Consider the following 20,972-nt stretch of genomic DNA (forward strand, 5'->3'; position numbering starts at 1 on the left):
CCGACTCCAGCGAGGGGTCTTGCCTGGACTGCGGGAGCACGCAATGGCGAACGATAGAAACAACGAGTCGATACGACTCATCATCAAGGCGACCTTGGTCGCGGGATGCCTCGACCTGGCCTCGGCCTTCGTCTATGCCGTCATCGACGGCCATCCCCCGCTCGCCGTGCTGTTCTCCATCGCCGCGGGCGTCTGGCCCGGCGCGCGCAACGCGGGTCTAGCCGGAATGCTCGCGGGGCTGGTGCTGCATTTCGCCATCATGAGCGCGATGGTCTCGGTCTATGTGCTGCTGGTGCGCCGGTGGTCGTGGACCGGACGGCATCCCTTCATCGCGGGCAGCCTGTATGGCCTGGGCTTGTGGTGCGTGATGTACCTGCTGGTGCTGCCGCTGCGCTGGCCGTCGATCCTGCAGCACATGACCCTGGTCAACCTGGGCGAGCAATGGCTGAGCCATGTCGCGCTGGTGGGCATTCCCATAGCCGTGCTTGCCGCGCGCTTCCATCAGCCGTTGCCGGCGAAGGTCGCTGCCGCAATGGATCATTGATCCGGCGTCGGCGCAGCTGGGTGCGGATGGTGCACTACCCGACCATCCGCACTTCCCTCCGCGGGCCACCGTTGCTATAGAACGGCGAAACGCGCGAGGTTCGATGCATGGCGACCCCACACGGCTTCCGCACCGCACGGCGTGGCATCGAGCGCCTCGCGCCCGGTTATGCGCTGCCCAGGCACCAGCACTACGAGGCATACGCCACGGTGCTGTTGCGCGGCCGCTTCGAGCAATGCAGCTATGCCGGGCGCATGCGCATCGCGGCGGGCGACGTACTGGTCCAGCCAACGCTCGACTGCCATGCAGACCGCATGCTCAGCGCCGGGCTTACCGTATTGCGCCTGCCGTGGCCGCGCGATGAGGGACGCGGCGGCGTCCACGCCGGTTGCGATGTGGACATGCTTGCGCGCCTGGCGGAGCGGGATGTGCTGGAAGCAGCGGCAGCGCTGCGGGAGCAGTTGGCGCAACGGCAGGTATTGCCTTCGCTGATGGAAGATCCGGCCGACGCGCTCGCCGCGGTCCTGGTTGAACCCGATGCGATGGCGATCGGCGCATGGGCCGAGCGTATCGGCCTCGCGCGCGAGACCGTCTCGCGCGGGTTCGGTCGCCTGTATGGCGTGTCGCCGATCCGTTTTCGCGCGGAAGCGCGCGCACGCGCCGCGTGGTTGCGCATCACCGGCCAGCGCGAGCCGTTGGCGGCGATCGCCGGCGATTGCGGTTTCGCCGACCAGGCCCACATGACGCGCGCTGTTTCCCGCTTGACCGGTGCCGCGCCGACAGCCTGGCGCGGCAAGTCACATTCGTTCAAGACGGGCGCAGGCACTGACGCCAGGCTGGCGCCATGATCGCTCTCATCCTCGCCGTTGCACTGGCCGGCCCCGCCGCTACCTCGCTCGAAACCACGCTGCGCGCCAAGGACCAGGCCCTGCTCGATGCAATCGCTCCCGGCGACCGCGGATTGTGGGAACGCACGTTGGCGGACGACGCCATCTATGTCGACGAAAACGGCGCGATCATGGATCGCCAGGCCTTTCTCAAATCGCTGGTGCCGCTCCCGCACGGCGCCAGCGGCTCGATTGCGATCACCAGCTATCGCGTGCAGCGGCACGGCGACAGCGCATTCGTCATCCACCAGGACGAAGAACACGAGATGTTCCACGGCCAGGCGCTGCTGGCGCACTACCTGATGACCGAAACCTGGCGCCTGGAACGGAACGAGTGGAAGCTCGCCTCCGCGCACGTCTACGTGGTCAACGACGACCCGCCGGCGGTCAAGCTGCCGGCCGCAACGCTGGCCGAATATGCGGGGCGTTACCAGGCGGCGCCGGACCTGCGTTATGTCGTGCGTATCGAGCACGGGGTCCTGGTGGGCGGCGTCGAGGGTGCGCCGCTGCAGCCGCTGCTGGCCGAAGTCGCCGACGTGCTGTTCCTCAAGGGGCAACCGCGCAAGCGCCTGGTTTTCCAGCGCGACGGGCAGGGCAAGGTTATGGCGTTCGCCTTGCGCCGCGAAGGGCATGATGTGATCTGGACGAAACTGCCTTAGACCAGAGTGGCGCGATTCCCCATCGCGCTCGCTTCCGGGCGCACCCGTGCAAAGGCGACAACCGTGGTTGACGATGCCGATTGCATCCATGCCTGGGCGGGTGAAACCCCCTGATTTCAGGCGCGCTGATTCAGCCGCCCGATGTCCGCGTCGAATTGATGGGTGATGCCGGGAAATAATTTTCCCGACGCTGTCGATTTCCGGCCCGCTCGTTCGTCGCTCCCATGTAAGGCCGCTCATGCCGGCCCAAACCGAGGAGACCGACGATGCGCGTCATGGTGCTGGTCAAAGCGACCGAAGACAGCGAGCAGGGCTTCAAACCCACGCCCGAGAACATGCAGATGCTCGAGGCGATGGGCCGGTACAACGACGAGCTGGCCAAGGCGGGCATCCTGCTTGCCGCCGATGGCCTGACGCCGTCCTCGCAGGGCAAGCGGATCGCGTTCGATGGTGCGAGCCGCCTGCTCATCGACGGGCCGTTCGCCGAGACCAAGGAGCTGGTGGCGGGCTTCTGGTTGTGGGAAGTGAAGGATCTCGACGAGGCGATCGCCTGGGTCAAGCTCTGTCCGAATCCGATGCCGGGGCCGAGCGAGATCGAGATCCGTCCCTTGTACGAGATGGACGATCTTGGACTGGATACGGGCGCCTGACATGTTCAGGTATGTGCACATCGGCGTCGATCGCCCCGGGCTAAATGAAGTCTTGGTGCGTAGTCGTCGCAGCGGTGTATGTACCGCTTTGAAACCGCGAGTGTGTGCCATTGCACGCTGCGGGAGCGTCGCTGCTCCACGCACACATAAAATTGCAGTGCGATGCAGATACTCGGTGGTTGCCACGCCCGGTGGCGATCATCGAGAGCTTTGCATGGATATCCGCAACCGCAATCCCGCCGCGCCGTGGGCTGGCACCCGGCATCATCAGCCGTCCGTTCACGCCGCTCGCCGACGTGTCCGCCACGTGCTGGCCATCGGCGTGGCCTTGGCGGCGGCCGCACCGTTCTCCAGCGCCTTCGCGCAGAGCCAGCCCTTCGTCGCTACCGGTTCGTCCAACCAGGTGGCGGTGGCCAAGGCCCTGCAATCGCTGCCCGCCCGCAGCGCGCTGCGGACGGCGCTGCAAAGCCAGTGGCCCGCCGACCCTGCCGTGGCTCGCGCCGCCTACGACCAGCTCTCCGGCGAAATCCACGCCGCGGTGGGCACGCAGATGATCGAAGGCAGCCATTTTGCCCGGGACGCCGCCTTCGCCCGGCTCTCCTGCGCGGCCGGTTGCGCCGATGGCAGCCATCTGTGGGCGCAGGCCGCCGGTGGCTGGAGCCACCAGGGCAACAACGGCAATGCCGGCGCCATCACGCGCGACATGGGCGGCGTGATGGGCGGCGTCGACACGCTGATCTTCGCCAACCGCTGGCGCGTGGGCCTGTTGTTCGGCTACGACCATGCGCGCCTCGACGCCGACAGCCGCACTTCAACCGCCACCACGCACGACACCACCTACGGCGCCTACGCGGGCACGCAGTGGGGCGCGTTCACGCTCAAGCTGGGTGCGGCGTATGTGCGTCACGACATCGCCACCGACCGCTTGGTGCAGGTGCCGGGACTCGCCGCGGCGCATCTCGGCACGGATTACTACGGTCATACCGCGCAGGTCTTCGGCGAACTCGGCTATGGCATGCATTGGGGCGGCAGCACCTTGCAGCCCTATCTGCAACTGGCCCAGGTGCGGCAGAGCTTCGAAGCGTTTCGCGAATCCGGTGGCGCAGCGACGCTTGCCGGCGGCAGCCACGATGCCGACGTGACGTACTCCACCCTGGGCGTGCATTTCGTGGCGGACAGTTTCCAGCTCGGCACGGTGGCGGTGAATGCGCGCGCCGGCCTGGCCTGGCGCCATGCCACCGGCGATGTGGACGTCAACCATGCGCTGGTGTTCCGCGCGGGCGGCAGCGCCTACAACGTGCAGGGGCTGGTGGTGAGCCGCAACGTCGGTGTGCTCGATGCCGGCCTAGATTTCACGCTGGCGCCCGACGCAGTGTTCTCGCTGACCTATACCGGCCAGGCCGGCAGTCAGCGTCTGCTCGATCAAAATGTAACTGCAGCGATGTCGGTGCGCTTCTGAACGGTGTGCGCGAGGGCGATGACCATCGCCTTCGCGCACCACGTGCAGGGTGCACATACTTTGACCTTATGCACGGAGGAAGCTGACGATGAGCATCACCATTACCGCGTTCGAGCGGTCGCCCGATGGCGGCAAGGGGCTGGCGCGCGATACGCGTGTGCGCTGGGCACTGGAGGAGGCGGGGCTGCCTTACGAGGTCCGGCTGGTGTCGCCTCGTGCGATGAAGGAGCCTGCGCATATGCGCCTGCATCCTTTCGGCCAGATTCCCACGTATGAGGAAGACGGGCTGGAGTTGTTCGAGACCGGCGCGATCGTTTTCCATATCGCCGAGCATCATGCGGATCTGCTGCCGCGCAATGCGCAAGCCAGGGCGCGTGCGATTACCTGGATGTTCGCGGCGCTGAATTCGGTGGAGCCGTCGATTCTTGAAATCGTGACGGTCAAGTTCCTGGAAGGCGACCAGCCTTGGGCCAAGGAGCGGATGCCCTTGGTGCAGGACCGTATTCGCCAGCGGCTGCAGTTGCTGGCGGCGCGGCTCGGTGATGCGGATTGGCTCGATGGTGCCTTCAGTGCCGGGGACCTGTTGATGGTGTCGGTGTTGTTGAGGTCGCGGCCGTCGGGGATTCTGGATGAGTTTCCGACGCTGGCGGCGTATGTGGCGCGTGGGGAAGCGCGGCCTGCGTACCAGCGGGCGTTTGCGGCGCAGTTGGCGATCAATGCCGCGTAGTAAATTTGCCCTGGGCAAGCGCAGGTTGGGGTGAGCCGCAGGCGAACCCCAACATGGCCACGTCCAAACGCAGCGCATTGTTGGGGTTCGCTTTGCTCACCCCAACCTACGCCGAGGGTTGTGCCGTCTTATGCTGTACCTGCAGCCAATGCATGCGGCCATGTGCTTGCGCCGCACAGCGTGCGCCTATGTCGATGTTAAGCAGGGCATCCGGGCTGGCGTCAGGATCGGAGAAATAATTCGCGTGGCGCGTGATCCACGGTTCGCCATAGCTGTTCATAAGCAGCTCCTTGCTAAGCGCCGCGTCCTCGCCGCGTAAAACGGCACGCCGCCAACAGCTCGGCGTGCCGTCGACCTTACGGACTCGAAGATTCACCGACAGCCGAAAGACTGGGCGCCGGGCGGCTTGATTGATGAAGTGGGTTGCGGCGCCAGCAGTTTTCGCCGTCGCGCAGGGTGACGTGCCGGCCCACGCAATACACCGTCATTCCGGCCTACGCCGGAATGGCGATAGCTGGGTCGTGAAGCGAGCCCAAGCCTTACATCCCACCCCTCTCAGCCGGCCATCCAGCCGTCCGAAACCCTCGTCCCACCAAGCTCCTTTTTGCGTCGCAGCGTGACACCTCGCCTGTTCGGGGCCTTAATTTGGCGCCAGGGGATTTAGATCGATCCAAATCAAGTGTGATTCAGTTCATATCGCGGAGACGATGGAACTGAGGGGCTTGCCGGCGCCATTAGTTTCAATCGATCCAATTCGAAAGGGAGGGCAGCGCAGCGCGTATCAGCAGCACGTGATCGAACGGGGGATACCCGCGCCGATGCAAAACGGCGCGCACCATGTAGGGGAGAGCAATGACTTACCAGTCGCATGTGTTCACTCGCAAACCTTTGTACATCGCACTCGCTTTAGCCACTTTAGCCATGGGCAACGCACCCACGGCAGCCTTTGCCACGCAGCCGGCCGCAGCTGCCGCGACACCCGCCGCCACGCCGGCAGCGCAACCGCAACAGGCCGCCGACGGCGCGCAATCCAGCAGCACCGACGAGAAGAAAGCCGGCAAGGACAAGAATGGGGACAACCGTAACCCCACCACCTTGCAAACGGTCGTCGTCACCAGCTTCCGCCAGTCGGTCGACCAGAACATGCAGGACAAGCGCGATTCCAATTCGATCGTCGAAGTGATCAATGCGCAGAACATCGCGCAGTTTCCGGCCAAGAACATCGCCGATGCCCTGGCGCATGTGCCCGGCGTGGTGATCAGCCGCGAGTCGGGCGAAGGCAAGACCGTCAGCATCCGTGGCCTTGCGCCCGAGCTGACGCTGACCCAGTTGAACGGCAACTACGTGGCGTCGGCCGACACGTCGGCGGGCCTCTCGCGTTCGTTCAACTACACCTTGTTCCCGGCCAACATGTTCGCGGACATCAAGCTCTACAAGAGTCTTGAAGCGCGCCTGGACGAAGGCGGCATCGGCGGCAACGTCGACCTGCGCACGCGCCGTCCGCTGGAGATGGCGGCGAACGAGGGCTTCATCTCCGGCACCTCCGCGAGCTCCGACACGAGCTCGAAGACGGAGCCGCAGGTCTCCGCGCTGTGGTCGTGGAAGAACAAGGACGAAACCTTCGGCGTCCTCGTCGCGGGCTCCTACCAGAAGCGCCAGGCGACCACCTACGAAGCCGATGCCACCAGCTGGCACTGGTGGTCGGACAACTGCACGGACCACACCACCTGCACTCAGTCGCCGGTGAACGTCAACGGCAGGCCGTATCCGTCCGCGGTCAACAACAACATCGACCTGTGGGGCAACGGCGTCGTCGACCAGGCCGGGCACGTCTCCAACGGCTTCTGGATGCCGCAGCAGTTCGCCACCAGCCGCAACGACCTGACCCTGAAGACCAAGGGCGCCCAGGCCACGATGCAGTTCAAGCCGAGCGACCACTTCCTGCTGACCGGCAACTACTTCCGCTTCCAGCGCCAGCAGACCCAGATCACCAACACCCTGGAAATTCCCGAGTGGGGCCTGCCCAACAACAGCAACTACGCCGACCAGAACGGCCGCCTGCTCGCGCCCAACGGCCTGACCTTCGACAAGTCCGGCACGATCGTCACGGGGGCGAACTACGTGTTGCCGCCGGCGGGTGTCGGATGCAATGCCGCGGTGAACCCGGTCACGGGCGCCGCCCGCCAGGCGGTCGACGTGTGTTCGACGGAAATCCCGTGGCTCAACGGCAATTACTCCGTCGAGAAGGCCACCTCGCAGACCCTCAACCTGGAAGGCGAATGGGATAACGGCGGCAGCCTCAGCGGCTCGTTCAACGTCGGCCGGACCTGGGCCAAGGGCGGCCCCTCCATCGAACTGGGCATGGCGGCCAAGCCGCGCAATTTCGTGAACGGCCAGTGGGTGGACGGCAGCACCGGCGCGGCCTGGACCTTCAGCGGCAAGCCGGGCATCGTCGCCGACCAGTCGGTACTGCAGAACATGCTGGCCGGCGCGGGCCAGGTCGACCTGGGTTCGACCGGCTCCAACATGGTCAATACCCGCACCTCGCAGAACTTCGCGCAGGCGGACTTCACCTGGGCGTTCGAGTCGTCGTGGCTGCAGTCGCTGCAGTTCGGCGCCAAGTACAGCGATGCCAATGCCGAGCAGCAGAGCAACGAGGTGCGCTGGTACTGCAAAGGCACCACCTCGCAGTTCCAGACCTGCGATCCGAACGCGGGCCAGCTGCCGGCCAGCTTCCTCCTGCCGAATTACCTCAACGGCGCGAACCATGCCTACGAGGACAGCATCTTCCCGGCGATCAATTTCCCGGCGTACTACAACCATCTCAATTCGACCTACGACCGGGTGCTCTACAACAAGCCGCAGAACAAGTCGTCGATCGGCGAGAAGATCGCCGCCGCCTATGTACAGGCGAACTTCGACACGGGTACCTTGCGCGGCAACGTCGGCCTGCGCTTCGTTTCCACCAAGCAGGACCTCACGGTCGCCAACCAGGTCACCACCAACAATGCGGTGTACTACCACGATACCGCCGGCAACATTCTGATCTGCCCAGCTTCGGGCATCAACGCGGGCGGCGGCAAGTGCGCGCCGGGCGACTTCCAGTACCTGCCGCGCGAAGTGGCGGTGGTGGAGAACTTCACCAACTCGACCACCAACAAGCGCTACAACAAGCTCCTGCCGAGCTTCAACATCGCCTGGACGATCGCCGAGCAGTTCGTCCTGCGCGCCGCCGGCTCGCAGGCGCTGGCGCGCGCCAACTACACCGACCTGGCTCAGCTTGGCCAGCTCACCAACAACACCCAGGACTACTACAACGACCGCAAGCAGTTCGGCGCGCCGCTGCCGGGCTGGTACGGTTCCGGCGCCAATGCCGACCTGAAGCCCTTCACTGCCACTCAGTTCGACCTTGCCGGCGAGTGGTACTACGCCCCCCACGGTGTGGTCGGCATCGACCTGTTCCAGAAGAAGGTGAAGAACTTCGTCGTCCCGGTCACCGTCAACAACATCGACGTAAACGTAGGCGGTACCCAGACCAACTTCCGCCAGTACAGCACCAATGCCAACGGCCGCTCCGGCACGTCGAAGGGCATCGAGCTCTACGCGCAGCACACCTGGGACTCGGGCTTCGGCTATATCGCCAACTACACGCTCAACAAGACCAACGAAACCGCGGTGACGCTGGGCGATACGGAGGTGGGCAAGGCGGAGCTGATCGGCAGCGCGAAGTACGCGGCGAATGTCTCGCTGTTCTACGAAAAGAACGGCCTGCTGCTGCGTGCCAGCGAGAACTGGACGGGCCGCACCATGCAGGGCCTGGCCGCGGGTTTGCCAATCTACGCGCAGCCGTATCACCAGATCGATCTGAACGGCGACTATGAGATCAACAAGCACTTCATGGTCACCGCGTCGGTCATCAACATCAACAAGGCGACGCCGCACACCTATCTCGGTGGCGACACGCGCGCGCGCCTGGTCCAGTTGATGTATCCGGGCCGGCAGTACTACCTGGGCGTGACCTACAAGTTCGGTGGAGACAGCAACAGGTAAGAAGAAACGACGGGGCCGGGTGCATCACCCGGCCCCTGTTCTTTTCCAGAAGGAAAACCGCATGAATACCTCCATGGCACGCCTTCCCCATCGTGCCGTCGCGGCCGCGCTGTCGGTGCTCGCCGTGACTTCAGCGATGGCCGTACCGGCGAAGGACCCCATGCGTGCGGCTCCCGCCACGGCGCCGGTGGACATGGCCAACCCCCTCGTCGGCACCGCTCCGCTGGACCGGCAGGAACTGATCGGCAATGCGCCGCCTCCGGGCGAGCCGCTGTATTCCGGCATGACCTCGCCCGGCGCGAGCCTGCCGCAAAGCGCGACCGAAGCGGCGCCGGTCAATATCAATGTCGATCTCAGCTATCCCAGCGGCGTCGCCACTTCGTATGGCTATGGTCGGCCCACCATGTTTGGCTTCACCGGCGGTGGCGGCTCGACCTATGGCGGCCGCGGCACGCCGATGGTGATGCCGGTGGTGGGCGACTGGACCGTGCCGCCGGATTACACGCCGGCGTATTACGAAAAGGCCAGCGAGAAGGCTACACCTGGTTATTACGCCGTCGATCTGGCTCCCTTCCGCACTCGTGTCGAGCTGACCGCGACGCGGCGAACCACCCTGATGCGTTTCACCTTTCCAGCGAGCCATCGCTCGAACGTCGTCGTCAACCTGCGCCGTCCCGGTGGCGAGGTGGAAGTGATCGGCGACCGCAGCATTCGCGGCGTCGATGCGGATGCGCGTGCGGCACACGATTCGAACGGGTCATGGTTCGTCGCCGAGTTCTCGCGGCCATTCGCCGCCTTCGGCAGTTTTCGCGCCAGCCACGATCACGAAGGCTACGGCATCGGCGACCAGGACGTGCAGGCCGGGCGGCGCAAGATTTCCGGCAGCTATGCGGGCGCCTACGTCACCTTCGATACGCAGGCCGGCGAGCAGGTGCTGGTGAAGATCGCCCATGGCCATACGGCGGAGGAAGCCGAGCAGCGCTTGCGCGCTGAAGATCCCGCCTGGGATTTCGAGCGTGTGCATGACCGGGCGCGCGCGGCCTGGGCGCAACTGTTCGACCGTGTCGAAGTCACCGGCGGCACGCCGAAGCAGCGCATGCTGTTCTACTCCACGCTGTATCACTCATTCGCCAGTCCGCGGTTGGTGGCGAGCAAAGGCGAGCGCTTCACCGACGCCAACGGCCAGGTGCAGGTTGCCGCTTATGATCGCTACGGGCCGGTGCCGTTCTGGGATACCGGCCGTAACCAGATCGTGCTGTTGATGCTGCTGGAGCCGAACGTGGTGCAGGACATCATGCGCTCCGAGCTGGATATGGCGCGCGAACGTGGCTACATGAATACCTCGTTCCATGGCGACCACGCGGTATTCCTTTACGACGGCGCCTGGCAGCGCGGCATCCCGTTCGATTACGCATCCGCTTATACCTACCTGCGCAAGAACGCGACCGATCCCAAGGGACCGCGCGGCTTTCTGGCTGAGTACATGAAGAATGGCTGGATTGCCGACATCATTCCGCCGGGAAATCCCAGCCCGCCCTATGCGGGTGGCAAGGCAGGGGCCGCCACCACCCTCGAATACGCCTGGGACGACCACGCGCTGGCCGATGTCGCCCAACGGTTGGGCAAGACGGACGACGCGCAGATGTTCATGCGCCGCGCCGGCAATTACCGCAACGTATTCGATCCGTCGGTGGGCTTCGTCCGGGGCCGCACCGAGGACGGCAAGTGGATCTCGCCCTTCGATCCGGGTGAGCCGTGCTACAACTTCACGATGAAGGAAGCATCGGGCTGGTCCACGCTGTGGCTGGTGCCGCACGACGTGCAAGGCCTGATCGAACTGCTCGGTGGCCGCGATGCGTTCAACGCCAAGCTCGATGCGTTCTTTTCGACGCCCTATCAACCCAAGGGCGTCTGCCGCGACTGCACCGGCCTGATCGGGCAGTACGTGCAAGGCAACCAGCCGGACCAGCAGGCACCGTATCTCTATGCATGGAGCGGCCAGCCGTGGAAAACGCAGGCCCTGGTGCGCCGCGTTCTGGAAGAACTCTACGGCAGCGACGCCAGCGGCTATGGCTTTCCCGGCATGGACGACCAGGGCTCGACGTCGTCCTGGTATGCACTGAGTGCGATGGGTTTCTATCCGGTCGATCCGTCCAGCCCGGATTACATCATCGGCAGTCCGATCTTCGACCAGGTTCGTTTGCGCATGGGTAACGGCAAGCTGTTCGAGATCGTGGCGCGGAATAACTCGGCGACGAATATGTACATCCAGTCCGCCACGCTCAACGGCAAGCGCTGGACCAGACCGTGGTTCAGCCATGCCGATATCGCCAATGGGGCAACGCTGGTTTTGACGATGGGGCCGGAACCGAATAAGGAGTGGGGTGCGGACCCCAGCGATGCGCCGGCTTCGATGTCGGCGCGACAGTGAGCGCCCGAGTTATCTCTGACTTCGATCCTGTAGCGAACGTCCGCTATCGGCTACTGACCGTTGCCCGAGTTCCAAGGCGGGGGCGCCGGGCTGTTGAGCGCCTGGTAAATATGACCGGTATGCTCATGAGGAACGGGCAGGTAACCTGTCGCCGGCGCCTTTCCTCTCTGCGTCCACATGAACAAACCAATCAGCGTCACGCCTAAAGGTGGCATAAGCCACACGATCAGGAGCTGCCCGAGCTTCTGGCCCGGAGTAAGGCTTTCGCTTCTGGCTACCGCTACGGAAACGATCAGATTCAAGAGCGCTACGATTACCAGCGCACTTTCAAGTATGCGTGTCCAACTCATCTAGCCTGCTCCCGAAAAATGAGCTATCCGACGTCAGCCTGTGGGCGGAGGCAAACATTTTGAACTTGTCGAGCGCTGCTGCCAATCATCTGAGCAAAGGCTTGCGCGCACTGGCTCAGGACCAAACGAGTTCGCCATCGTATCCACAGCTGACTCGGGTACCGCCTTCGAGCTCGATGACGTCGGTAACGAAGTTGGCATGCACTTCCTCCTGGACTAATTCCAGGGAGCAGCTATCCCAGAGGCGAAGATGGTTGTCCTCCCCGCACGTGGCCAACAAGCCGTTGCGGAGAAAGCGCACCCGTCGCACGGCTGCAGTGTGCGCGACGAAGGATGCGGTTGCCGATACCTCGCCATGATTGACGGTCCACAGTGTGACCCTGCCGCTGGCGTCGCCTGTGGCGAGGAGGTTCGTGCCCGGCATTGGCTGGGAGAGGCTGACGTCGATCGTCCTTAAGGGATGTGACATATGGCGCGTGACAATGCACCGGTTGGTCCGCAAATCCCAGATGCGCAGGCTTTGGTCTTCCGACACGCTGGCGAGGCCGGTCCTGCCCAGGGCGGCCAGACCCCATACCCAGCCGCGATGGCCCTCCAGCGTTTGCAGATGCTTGGCGTGTTTCGACCACAGCCGAATGGAATGGTCTGCACTGCCAGTGGCAACGAGCTGATCGGACAGGCGCGCGATCGAGAGTACGGCGGCTTCGTGCGCGATCACGGATTGCAGGCAATGGCCGGATGAGGTCGCCCAGAATCGCAGCGTGCGATCGCGCGAGATCGACGCGAGCATGCCGGCGTGGACCTCCACCAGCCCGAGCACGGACTGGGTGTGTCCTTCCAAAGAGTAAACCAGGTCGCCACCGGGCGCCCAGGTGCGAATGCTGCCGTCGCGGCCTCCGCTTGCCAGTCGTCCATCGCTCAGCGCCGCAAGCGCCCAGATGTAGCCCTGGTGGCGCGGTATGGCGGCAGCCTCTGCTATAGCGCTTTCCGCTCGGTGAAAGATGAGGTCGCTGCGGAGCACGTACTTGGTTCCTCGCGTCACCGTTTCGCCGGCATGCCACACGCCGTGGTCGAACAAAATCAGGCTTCCCGCCCTGGGGCGGATACGCGCAATGACATTGCGCTCGTCTTCTCCCTGCGCCGGGCCGGCGCCATAGAACAGCGTATCGCCCCCTTCGAACTCGTCGCCGTCCGTGAGGTACACCATGAAGGTGAGCATGGACCGGCAGTCCGGTCCGCGGTGGTGCACGCCGTCCTGGTGAATATGGAATTGCTGACCGGGACGGTACCTGCAGAGGCGGAGCCGTTCATTAATGCCTTGCAGTCGCCATTCATTCCGCAGACGCGGGTCGAGCAGGCTTTCGGGGCCGTGTTCGAACACGTCGGCAAGGCGTCTCTGCAGACTGCCGGCCAGGCCTTGGTCGTCGAGGACTTGCCGATCGTTGTTGCGATACGAAGGCGGATAGTCCAGTTCGGCGCTGGCAAATCCGCGTTCTTCGGCTTCCGCGATCAACGTTTTGCATTCGGCCGCCGAAAGAAAGTCTTGAATAAGGGCGCAGGCGCCCAGGGAGCGGGGCAGGGGATATTCGACGGTGGGGGCCGGTGCGCGCTCCCGGAGGTCAGGTTCTTCCGTTGCCGATATTGCTCTGATCGCGTCCATGGCGTTCTCGTTATTGGTTGGTTGACCAATTAATTGTCACGCTACTCCTGCGATTGCTCGCGATCAAGTCATATTTGGGTGTATAACCAAGAAAAGGAGGCCGCTCATGCCGCGCAAACCCAATACCGAGCTTCGCCGGCAGCAGATCGTCGATGGCCTGCTCAGGACCATCGCGACCCAGGGCTATACGGGGGCCACCATCCAGGCGATCGCAAGCGCATCCGGTCTTGCGCCAGGGCTGGTCCACTATCACTTTCGCGACAAGCGCGAGATTCTGGTGAGTCTGGTCGAGCAATTGGGCGCTTATGCCGCCGCACGCTTTCAGTCGCGCGCCGCCGATGCTGCCGGCGCCAGGGAACGCCTGCGCGCCTACATCGACGCGCGCCTGGCCTACGGCAGCGATGCCAACCCCGATGCGGTTGCTGCATGGGTGATGATCGGCGCCGAAGCGGTACGTGATCCCGATGTACGGGAGATCTATCAGCGGGCCGTTCGGCAGGAGATCACGCTCGTCCGCAAGTTGCTCCGAGCCTATCTGGTCGGAAGCGGCAAACGCGTGCGGAAGCTGGATGCATTTGCTGCCGCCCTGCTCGCCTTCGTCGAGGGTGTGTTTGTCCTGGCCAGCAATGCCCGCAGCCTGGTGCCGACCGGATTCGCCGCCGATATGGCCGCCGAATGGGTCGAGCGTTACGCCGCGGCCGAGCCACCGGCGACGGATCGGGATGCCGCGGTCAGCAAGATCAGTTCCCCGCGAAAGTCAAAAGGAAGGCAGCGATGAATGCACCGCCGATGAGCGCGCATGCTCGTCCGGATCGTTTCCTTACGGCGGATGCCGTGCTGTGGGAAGCGACCTGGGCGGGTCTTGGCATCAGGTCTGCACCACGCGATGTCTTTGACCTGCTGCGGAAGCGCTATGACGAGCGCCATCGCGCTTACCACACGCGCGAACATCTGGAGCACTGCTTTTCGCTGCTGGTCGAGGCACGCGAGCGCTGCGAATATCCAGACGAAGTGGCACTCGCGCTATGGTTCCACGATGCGATCTACGAGCCGCTGCGCTCCGACAATGAAGCAGCCAGCGCAGGCTGGCTGGTCGAGGTTGCCCGTGCCGCCGGAGTTGTCGAGCCGTCCGTAGAGCGGATGCACGCGCTGGTCATGGCTACGCGGCATGACGCGCCCGCGCAGCGGGAGGACGAACGGATTCTGGTGGACATTGATCTGGCGATTCTCGGTTCGTCGCCGCAGCGATTCGAAGCTTACGAGTCGCAGATACGGCGGGAATATCGTTGGGTTCCCGGCGCGGTTTACCGTGCGGGAAGAGCACGGATCCTGCAGGCTTTCCTGGATCGGCCCGCGATTTATGCCACGGCTCCGTTCCATGTCCGGTTCGAGCACGCGGCGCGGACGAACATCATGCGATCGCTGGAGTTGCTGGCGCGCCGTTGATCGGAATCGACTGCGTCGAAGTCGTTTCTTCGACCTGAAGTGGAGACCCATAATGGAAACGCAGAACATCCGAATGGCCATCGACCGGCACTGGGTCGCATCTGCTGCGGGCGACCAGGTTGCCGAGCATGAGATCTATCACGACGATGCGGTATGCGAGTACCCGCAGTCCGGGGAAGTCATTCGCGGTCGGGATAATCTGCGGGCGCTTCGCAGCCATCACCCTGGTCGGCCGTCGGGATTTGCGGTGCGTCGCGTGGTGGGGGAGGGCGAGCTTTGGGTTACCGAGTATGTGATTGTCTATGGAGACAAGCGCACGCACACGGTGAGCATCATGGAGTTCCGCGACGGGAAGGTGTCGCACGAAACCCAATACTTTGCGGACTCTTTCGAGGCGCCTGGCTGGCGATCCCGGTGGGTCGAGCGAGGAGCCTGATCGATCTGGCGGCCTGCGGCGCCGCCGCGCTTTATCTGGACATGCGATGGGTGTCATGCCCCGGAGGGCATGACACCTGGGCCCACACGATCAGTGATTGAACGATCCCGTGCACTGGTCGTTGTCGCAGGCGAAATCCACTTCGGATGCCCGGCCCGCAAACAGCGGAATGCCGTCCACCGTGGCGAGCGTCTTGCCGTCCCGCTGCAGCGACACCTCGTAGGTGCCCGGCGGCAGCGCGGACAGGTTGTAGCGGCCCTTGCTGTTGGGCGAGCCGTGGCGGGTGATGCCCTTGTCGCTATGCACGGTGATCGTGCTGTCAGCGGGGCTCTTGCCGAGAATGCTGGAGCTGGTCGACTGCGCGTAGGCAGCGTTGACTGCGATGGCGCCGAACGCGCTCACGGCAATGGCCGTCATGAGCTTGAGCGCGTAGCGACGGTGCCCGACGGCTGCGGTTTTCTGGCTGGTTTTCATGTGGGTTCTCGGAAATGGGGGCACGACAAACCGATCGACCATTCGCGCCATAGTCGGTTTGCGATCGATGTCAGTTGAATCACGGCAGTGGGGACTGCCGAAGTACTTATCTTTCTTGTAGCGGAAACTTTTCTGCGTGCGATAGCTTGGGTTGCACCTGATCGCCTGGATCGGTTTGCTGGATGATCCATGGCGGAGGCGGCTGCAAGTTAACCGAGCGGGCTCGGGTCAGGCATGTGAAGGTGGTAATGCTTTTCGCTACGAACCCATCCTTCTTGCCGTCGCCGGCCGCGATACGCGGGACGTTTCGTGAAAATCGAAAGTTCTTTCGCGACGGCTTGAAGGTCGCCTTATATCAACGACGCGCATGCTCAACCATCGACGACCGCAAACGCATCGACCTCGATCAGATAGTCGGGCGACAGCCGCGCAACTCCCATCACCACGTCGGCTGCCTTGTGCTCCCCGAACAGCGCCAGCCGAGCCTCTTCGATGATCGGGAGGTGATCGTCGCGCTGGTAGTCGACGACGTAGACCGTAATCCTGGCGACGTCCTTGGGAAGCGCTCCTGCGGCTGCCAGCGCGCGGCCGAGATTGGCAAACACCTGGCGCGCCTGACGCGCAAAATCACCCTGGCCGACCAGCTTCCCGTGGATGTCTTCGGGCTCCTGGCCAGCGATGAAGATCAACTTGCTCCCCTTCGCGATCACCACTTGAGAGTAGGTGGTCGGAGTGGGCAGGTCCGGCGGATTGATACATTCGAGTGTCATCTGTCTGCGGTCCTTGAGTGGCAGGAACAGCGAGGAGCCCTCAACCAAAAACCCCTCCCGCAGCGCGCGGGAGGGGTTTTCCTGATGCCGCCGTTGAGGCTTGCGGCTTCGAGCGGCAGTTTACTGATACCGCGCTACAACGAAGGTGACTGGCGAGTTGCCATAGCCCGAGACGACGATCTTGCCGTCGCTCTGGATGGCGAGCCCCTGGATAGCGGCATTCGCGCTGCCGATGGCGGTGGTCACCGGACCGAAGCTGTAGTCCTGGTTGCCGAGCTGGTCGTAGCGGTTCAAGGTCAGCTGGCGATAGCTGCCCGCACTGGAGTAGCCGCCGATAATGATGCCGCCGCTGGCGTCGATGGCCACATCGCTGCCGATCGCATCGCCGCTGCCGATCGCGGTAAGCACCTTGCCCGTGCCGGAACCGAAGCCGCTGTCCAGCGCGCCGGCGGTCGTGTAGCGAACCGCGGCAAAGCGGTAGTAGCCGCTGCTGGTGCTGTTCGCGTAGCCGGCCGCGACGATCTTGCCGTCGCCCTGGATCGCCAGCGACGTGGCGATGGCGGCGTTGCCGCTGAAAGTGCCGCCCACATTGGTCAGGACCTTGCCGCCGGTACCGAACGTGGTGTCCAGCGCGCCCGTGGTGGTGTAGCGCGTCAATGCGAAGACGGTGCCGCCGCTGGACGCATAGCCGGCCAGCACCGGCTTGCCGTCCGCCTGGATGGCCAGGCCGTTGGCATAGGCAGAGCTGGTGCCGATCGCCGAGGTGACCATGCCGGTGCCGCTGCCGAAGCTGTAATCCAGGCTGCCGGTGCTGGTAAGGCGTGCCAGCGCAAAGCCGGAGCCCGCATAGCCCGCCACCCAGATCGAGCCGCCCTGTACGGCAACGGCGAAGGCTTCCGAAGCGCCCGCATAGAAACTGACCGTCGTCTTGCCCGAGCTGCCGAAGCTGGTGTCCAGCGAACCATCCGTGTTGTAGCGATAGACGGTGAAGTTGCGGGTGGAGGTGAAGTTCGGGCACGAGGTGCCTGCAACGACGATCTTGCCGTCCGTCTGCAGGGCGAGTGCGCGCGCCTGTCCGGAGCAGGTGCCGGCCGGCGTGGTGGTGACTTTGCCGGTGCCGTTGAAGCTGGTATCCAGCGCACCGCTGGTCGTATAGCGCGCCAGTGCGAAGTCGCCGCCGACGTCCTGGCCGGCGGTGACGATCCGGCCGTCCGGCTGGATGACGACCCGGGCGGCAGAACCGTAGGCGCCAAAGGCGGTGGAGGTGATGCCGGCCGAACCGAACGTCGGATCCAGCGATGCGGCCTGCGCGAGTGTTGCCACTGCGCCCAGAGCCGTGATGGCGATGCCGAGCGATACCTTCATGGTGTTGCTGATCACGGATGCTTCTCCCTGTCGAATAACGTCAAATCTGTTTGAGGTTCAATTCAAACCACCTTCGCCAGCCGCGTGGCCCCCTGCCAGCAGCGCTCCTCTCCTTGAAGTGAAATCCGATCTTGATGGCTCCCCCCTGCGCTGACCTGACGACGATCGGCTGATCGGCCGGAAACCCAGGTCCGAGGCGGGTTCGCAAGCACTCGTTGCGACCTGGTAATCATCCAATTTCGCTGTCTCATGGACTGCGCCGATTGAGGTTTTTATTCGTGCAATTGGCACGTGGATGAGGCATGCCCAGGAGCCCATTCCAACGCCAACCCATGACTTCCAGCGCATGTACTATCCATAACTTCACACTATGATTCACTCACGGCTAAGTAGCCCAAAGGGTGAGCCAGGTGGAAGACATTGCCGGCCTGTTGAAGAAATTCCAGAAGGAGCTGTCCGCGGGCACCGTTTCGCTGGTGCTGCTGGCGGTGCTGGGGCAGTCGCGGCAGCCGATGTATGGCTATCAGATTGCCAAGCGGCTGGAGGAAGTGGGGGAGGGCGTGCTGGCGGGGAAGCAGAGCGCGCTTTATCCGGTGCTGCGCAATCTGGAGGCCTACGGCTTGCTGGAAAGCGAGGTGGAGCCTTCGGTAAGCGGGCCGCCGCGCCGCTATTACCGCATTACGAAGCTGGGTCGCGAAGCGCTGCGCGAGTGGGTGGCGGCGTGGAGTGCAACCCGCGATTCCGTCGAATCCGTCTTGCAAGGAGGGGTGATATGAACACGCCGCGCACCATCGCGGAATACCTGGAGCAGCTGCGCGCCGCCTTGGCCGGCGCCGATCCGGCTTTGATCCAGGATGCTCTGTACGACGCCGAGGAACACCTGCGCGCCGAGTTGCAGGAACACCCCGGCATGTCGCAGGAAGACATGCTGGCCAAGGTCGTGGGCAGCTACGGTTCGCCCGAAGAAGTGGCCGATATCTATCGCGACCAGGAGATCAAGATCCAGCGCGCGCTGCGTCCGCCGCCGCCGCCGAAGCGGCACTCGCTGATCGGGCGTTTCTTCGGCGTGGCCGCCGATCCGCGCACCTGGGGTTCGCTGTTCTACATGCTGCTGGCGCTGGCCACCGGCATTATCTACTTCACCTGGGTGGTGACCGGCATCTCGATGTCGGCGGGCCTGGCGGTGCTGATCGTCGGCATTCCCTTCATCGTGCTGTTCTTCGGTACGGTGCGCGGCTTGTCGCTGATGGAAGGACGCATCGTGGAAACCATGCTGGGCGTGCGCATGCCGCGCCGGCCGCCCTATCAACAGGCCGGGCATTCGCTGCTGAGCCGCATCGGTGCGATGTTCACCGACGCGCGCACCTGGAGCACCATGCTGTACATGGTGCTGATGCTGCCGCTGGGCATCATTTACTTCACCATCACCGTGACCTTCCTGGCGGTATCGATCGCTTTCACCGGCGCGCCGCTGGCGTGGACCTTCGGCGATTTCGACCACAGCTTCGTCACCATGAACTGGGGCTATGGCGAGCACATTCCGGGGATCGGCGATGCACTGGTGCTGTTCGTGGCCGGCGTGTTGCTATTGTTCGCCACGCTGCACCTGGTGCGGGCGCTGGGGCGGATGCACGGGCTGATCGCCAAGAGCCTGCTGGTCTCGCGCAGCGCCAACTGATCCTTATCGGTAGTCCGTCGTCGGAGGTCTCATGCGTCGTATGAGCTGGTGCTTGATGCTTGCGTTGTGCCTGTCGTGGACCTTGGCAACGGCGGCGGAAGCGCCGCCTTTCGAACCTGCGCAGGCCAAGGCCTGGTTCGGCGAAATGCAGCGCCAATGCCAGGCCGACGGCGGCAAGTTGTGGGGCGCCAGCCTGTGCGGCCCGATCATGCTGGTGGAACCATCCAGCCGCCGCGTGATTGCCAACCAGGCGGATACGCAGGGACTGCTGCAGGCGGAGCAGGGCGTGTTTACCGGGCATCTGCCGGACGACGTGTCCTTTGCCAACAGCTCGCTGGACTGGGCCGGCGTGCGCTGGGCGCAGATGGGCTGGCCGCTGCCGGCGGATGCCGGCCAGCGGCGCGTGCTGATGGCGCACGAGTCGTTCCATCGCATCCAGCCGCAGGTAGGCCTGGAACCGCCGCGCGAGCTGACCAACGATCATCTCGACAGCTTGCAGGGGCGCTACCTGATGCAATTGGAGTGGCGCGCCCTGGCCAAGGCGGTGGCCGCCACCGACCACAAGACGCGGCGTAGCCACGCCGAGGATGCGCTGCTGTTCCGCGCGGCGCGTTACCGCCAGTTTCCCGCGGCGGCGCAGAGCGAGCGTTCGCTGGAACGCAACGAAGGGCTGGCCGAATACACCGGCATCGCGATCGGCGCGATATCGCCAGCCGAGCGCACGGCGCTCACTGCAGGCGACCTGGTTTCGCACGTCTCCGCACCCAGCTTCGTGCGCTCGTTCGCCTATGCCACCGGGCCGGGCTACGGCCTGTTGCTCGATCGCTATCTGCCTGCATGGCGGCAACGTATAAAGACGCCGGACACCGGCCTCTCCGACTTGCTCGCCAGTGCGCTCGGTACGAAGAACGCCAACCCCACCGATGCCGACGTGCAGCGCCGCGCCGCCGCTTACGACGGCCCCGCGCTGCTCGCCACGGAGCAGGCGCGCGAGCAGCGCCACCAGCAGGACATCGCGCGCTACAAGGCCTTGCTGGTCGACGGCCCGCGCCTGGTGCTGCCGCTGCACGAGCCGAAGGTGATGTTCAATCCCAGCACCCTGGTGCCGCTGGGCGAGGCCGGCACGGTCTATCCGACCATCAAGGTGCTGTCCGACTGGGGCGCCATCGAAGTGAGCGCGGGCGCGTTGCTGGCGCCGGACTGGAAGCATCTGTATGTGGCCGTGCCCGACCCGCAGGCCGCGCGCAAGGGCAGCATCGCCGGGCCGGGCTGGACACTGAAACTCAACGACGGCTGGCGCATCGATGCCGGCGAACGACCGGGCGACATGGTGTTGTCGCCGCCTAACCAGGGTGCGCATTGAGCGCATCTCACACGAGGTTCTTT

Annotated in this window: 20 protein-coding genes; 14 read left to right on the plus strand and 6 right to left on the minus strand. The window is 64.2% G+C overall.

The window, feature by feature from the left end; genetic code table 11:
• Nucleotides 1-43: 43 nt before the first annotated feature.
• The 6 genes from AB4083_RS08280 to AB4083_RS08305 all read left to right on the plus strand — a co-directional run bounded on the left by AB4083_RS08280 (nt 44) and on the right by AB4083_RS08305 (nt 4,926).
• Nucleotides 44-544 carry a hypothetical protein gene (locus AB4083_RS08280; protein WP_441607307.1) on the plus strand — a complete coding sequence of 167 codons (501 nt, stop codon included), beginning with the start codon at nt 44-46 and terminating at the stop codon, nt 542-544.
• A gap of 107 nt (nt 545-651) precedes the next feature.
• Complete coding sequence (locus AB4083_RS08285; protein ID WP_441607308.1) at nt 652-1,392, plus strand: helix-turn-helix domain-containing protein; 741 nt, start codon at nt 652-654, stop codon at nt 1,390-1,392.
• Complete coding sequence (locus tag AB4083_RS08290) at nt 1,389-2,090, plus strand: DUF4440 domain-containing protein (protein WP_441607309.1); 702 nt, start codon at nt 1,389-1,391, stop codon at nt 2,088-2,090. The genes AB4083_RS08285 and AB4083_RS08290 overlap by 4 nt, the downstream gene beginning before the upstream one ends.
• A 266-nt stretch (nt 2,091-2,356) precedes the next feature.
• Nucleotides 2,357-2,740 (plus strand): YciI family protein, encoded by a 384-nt coding sequence (locus tag AB4083_RS08295; protein WP_441607310.1) that lies wholly within the window; start codon nt 2,357-2,359, stop codon nt 2,738-2,740.
• Between the two features lie 214 nt (nt 2,741-2,954).
• Nucleotides 2,955-4,199, plus strand: coding sequence for an autotransporter outer membrane beta-barrel domain-containing protein (locus AB4083_RS08300; protein ID WP_441607311.1), 1,245 nt, complete (start codon nt 2,955-2,957; stop codon nt 4,197-4,199).
• A gap of 88 nt (nt 4,200-4,287) precedes the next feature.
• The gene (locus AB4083_RS08305) at nt 4,288-4,926 is read left to right on the plus strand and encodes a glutathione S-transferase family protein (protein ID WP_441607312.1); all 639 of its coding nucleotides are present in this window, start codon (nt 4,288-4,290) and stop codon (nt 4,924-4,926) included.
• Between the two features lie 106 nt (nt 4,927-5,032).
• On the opposite strand, the gene AB4083_RS08310 is transcribed toward AB4083_RS08305, so the two are convergent.
• A complete protein-coding gene (locus AB4083_RS08310) occupies nt 5,033-5,206 on the minus strand; it encodes a hypothetical protein (RefSeq protein WP_441607313.1) in 174 nt (57 codons plus the stop codon).
• Between the two features lie 641 nt (nt 5,207-5,847).
• Here AB4083_RS08310 and AB4083_RS08315 point away from each other — a divergent pair.
• Nucleotides 5,848-8,976, plus strand: a complete 3,129-nt coding sequence (locus AB4083_RS08315; RefSeq protein WP_441607314.1) for a TonB-dependent receptor — start codon at nt 5,848-5,850, stop codon at nt 8,974-8,976.
• Nucleotides 8,977-9,037: 61 nt separating this feature from the next.
• Nucleotides 9,038-11,407 carry a GH92 family glycosyl hydrolase gene (locus tag AB4083_RS08320; protein WP_441607315.1) on the plus strand — a complete coding sequence of 790 codons (2,370 nt, stop codon included), beginning with the start codon at nt 9,038-9,040 and terminating at the stop codon, nt 11,405-11,407.
• Between the two features lie 50 nt (nt 11,408-11,457).
• On the opposite strand, the gene AB4083_RS08325 is transcribed toward AB4083_RS08320, so the two are convergent.
• On the minus strand, nt 11,458-11,757 hold the full coding sequence (locus AB4083_RS08325; RefSeq protein WP_441607316.1) for a hypothetical protein: 300 nt from the start codon (nt 11,755-11,757) through the stop codon (nt 11,458-11,460).
• Nucleotides 11,758-11,872: 115 nt separating this feature from the next.
• The gene (locus AB4083_RS08330) at nt 11,873-13,417 is read right to left on the minus strand and encodes a 2OG-Fe(II) oxygenase (protein ID WP_441607317.1); all 1,545 of its coding nucleotides are present in this window, start codon (nt 13,415-13,417) and stop codon (nt 11,873-11,875) included.
• A 106-nt stretch (nt 13,418-13,523) separates the two neighbouring features.
• Here AB4083_RS08330 and AB4083_RS08335 point away from each other — a divergent pair, with 106 nt between their 5' ends.
• The 3 genes from AB4083_RS08335 to AB4083_RS08345 are packed head-to-tail and all read left to right on the plus strand — an operon-like array spanning nt 13,524 to nt 15,299.
• Nucleotides 13,524-14,195 (plus strand): TetR family transcriptional regulator C-terminal domain-containing protein, encoded by a 672-nt coding sequence (locus AB4083_RS08335; RefSeq protein ID WP_441607318.1) that lies wholly within the window; start codon nt 13,524-13,526, stop codon nt 14,193-14,195.
• A complete protein-coding gene (locus AB4083_RS08340) occupies nt 14,192-14,863 on the plus strand; it encodes an HD domain-containing protein (RefSeq protein ID WP_441607319.1) in 672 nt (223 codons plus the stop codon). The genes AB4083_RS08335 and AB4083_RS08340 overlap by 4 nt, the downstream gene beginning before the upstream one ends.
• Before the next feature lie 52 nt (nt 14,864-14,915).
• The gene (locus tag AB4083_RS08345; protein ID WP_441607320.1) at nt 14,916-15,299 is read left to right on the plus strand and encodes a nuclear transport factor 2 family protein; all 384 of its coding nucleotides are present in this window, start codon (nt 14,916-14,918) and stop codon (nt 15,297-15,299) included.
• A gap of 90 nt (nt 15,300-15,389) precedes the next feature.
• Here the strand turns inward: AB4083_RS08345 and AB4083_RS08350 are convergent, their stop codons facing one another.
• From AB4083_RS08350 to AB4083_RS08360, 3 genes are all read right to left on the minus strand, one after another.
• The gene (locus tag AB4083_RS08350; RefSeq protein ID WP_441607321.1) at nt 15,390-15,773 is read right to left on the minus strand and encodes a carboxypeptidase-like regulatory domain-containing protein; all 384 of its coding nucleotides are present in this window, start codon (nt 15,771-15,773) and stop codon (nt 15,390-15,392) included.
• A gap of 371 nt (nt 15,774-16,144) precedes the next feature.
• Entirely contained in the window at nt 16,145-16,591 is a 447-nt protein-coding gene (locus AB4083_RS08355) for a RidA family protein (RefSeq protein ID WP_441607322.1), read from the minus strand.
• 72 nt (nt 16,592-16,663) lie between these two features.
• Nucleotides 16,664-17,923 carry a hypothetical protein gene (locus AB4083_RS08360; protein WP_441607323.1) on the minus strand — a complete coding sequence of 420 codons (1,260 nt, stop codon included), beginning with the start codon at nt 17,921-17,923 and terminating at the stop codon, nt 16,664-16,666.
• Nucleotides 17,924-18,318: 395 nt separating this feature from the next.
• Between AB4083_RS08360 and AB4083_RS08365 the strand changes: the two genes are divergently transcribed.
• The 3 genes from AB4083_RS08365 to AB4083_RS08375 are packed head-to-tail and all read left to right on the plus strand — an operon-like array spanning nt 18,319 to nt 20,949.
• Nucleotides 18,319-18,684 (plus strand): PadR family transcriptional regulator, encoded by a 366-nt coding sequence (locus AB4083_RS08365; protein WP_441607623.1) that lies wholly within the window; start codon nt 18,319-18,321, stop codon nt 18,682-18,684.
• Nucleotides 18,681-19,586: a sensor domain-containing protein gene (locus AB4083_RS08370; RefSeq protein ID WP_441607324.1), complete on the plus strand. Its 906-nt coding sequence runs from the start codon at nt 18,681-18,683 to the stop codon at nt 19,584-19,586. The genes AB4083_RS08365 and AB4083_RS08370 overlap by 4 nt, the downstream gene beginning before the upstream one ends.
• Before the next feature lie 31 nt (nt 19,587-19,617).
• Nucleotides 19,618-20,949, plus strand: a complete 1,332-nt coding sequence (locus AB4083_RS08375; RefSeq protein WP_441607325.1) for a hypothetical protein — start codon at nt 19,618-19,620, stop codon at nt 20,947-20,949.
• The last annotated feature ends 23 nt before the right edge of the window (nt 20,950-20,972 follow it).

The sequence above is a fragment of the Dyella sp. 2RAB6 genome, from assembly GCF_052115385.1.
Taxonomy (GTDB): domain Bacteria; phylum Pseudomonadota; class Gammaproteobacteria; order Xanthomonadales; family Rhodanobacteraceae; genus Dyella_D.

Coding starts and splice junctions, on each gene's coding strand:
- AB4083_RS08280 (WP_441607307.1), top strand. CDS start 44: ATGGCGAACGATAGAAACAACGAGTCGATACGACTCATCATCAAGGCG.
- AB4083_RS08285 (WP_441607308.1), top strand. CDS start 652: ATGGCGACCCCACACGGCTTCCGCACCGCACGGCGTGGCATCGAGCGC.
- AB4083_RS08290 (WP_441607309.1), top strand. CDS start 1,389: ATGATCGCTCTCATCCTCGCCGTTGCACTGGCCGGCCCCGCCGCTACC.
- AB4083_RS08295 (WP_441607310.1), top strand. CDS start 2,357: ATGCGCGTCATGGTGCTGGTCAAAGCGACCGAAGACAGCGAGCAGGGC.
- AB4083_RS08300 (WP_441607311.1), top strand. CDS start 2,955: ATGGATATCCGCAACCGCAATCCCGCCGCGCCGTGGGCTGGCACCCGG.
- AB4083_RS08305 (WP_441607312.1), top strand. CDS start 4,288: ATGAGCATCACCATTACCGCGTTCGAGCGGTCGCCCGATGGCGGCAAG.
- AB4083_RS08310 (WP_441607313.1), bottom strand. CDS start 5,206: ATGAACAGCTATGGCGAACCGTGGATCACGCGCCACGCGAATTATTTC.
- AB4083_RS08315 (WP_441607314.1), top strand. CDS start 5,848: ATGGGCAACGCACCCACGGCAGCCTTTGCCACGCAGCCGGCCGCAGCT.
- AB4083_RS08320 (WP_441607315.1), top strand. CDS start 9,038: ATGAATACCTCCATGGCACGCCTTCCCCATCGTGCCGTCGCGGCCGCG.
- AB4083_RS08325 (WP_441607316.1), bottom strand. CDS start 11,757: ATGAGTTGGACACGCATACTTGAAAGTGCGCTGGTAATCGTAGCGCTC.
- AB4083_RS08330 (WP_441607317.1), bottom strand. CDS start 13,417: ATGGACGCGATCAGAGCAATATCGGCAACGGAAGAACCTGACCTCCGG.
- AB4083_RS08335 (WP_441607318.1), top strand. CDS start 13,524: ATGCCGCGCAAACCCAATACCGAGCTTCGCCGGCAGCAGATCGTCGAT.
- AB4083_RS08340 (WP_441607319.1), top strand. CDS start 14,192: ATGAATGCACCGCCGATGAGCGCGCATGCTCGTCCGGATCGTTTCCTT.
- AB4083_RS08345 (WP_441607320.1), top strand. CDS start 14,916: ATGGAAACGCAGAACATCCGAATGGCCATCGACCGGCACTGGGTCGCA.
- AB4083_RS08350 (WP_441607321.1), bottom strand. CDS start 15,773: ATGAAAACCAGCCAGAAAACCGCAGCCGTCGGGCACCGTCGCTACGCG.
- AB4083_RS08370 (WP_441607324.1), top strand. CDS start 18,681: ATGAACACGCCGCGCACCATCGCGGAATACCTGGAGCAGCTGCGCGCC.
- AB4083_RS08375 (WP_441607325.1), top strand. CDS start 19,618: ATGCGTCGTATGAGCTGGTGCTTGATGCTTGCGTTGTGCCTGTCGTGG.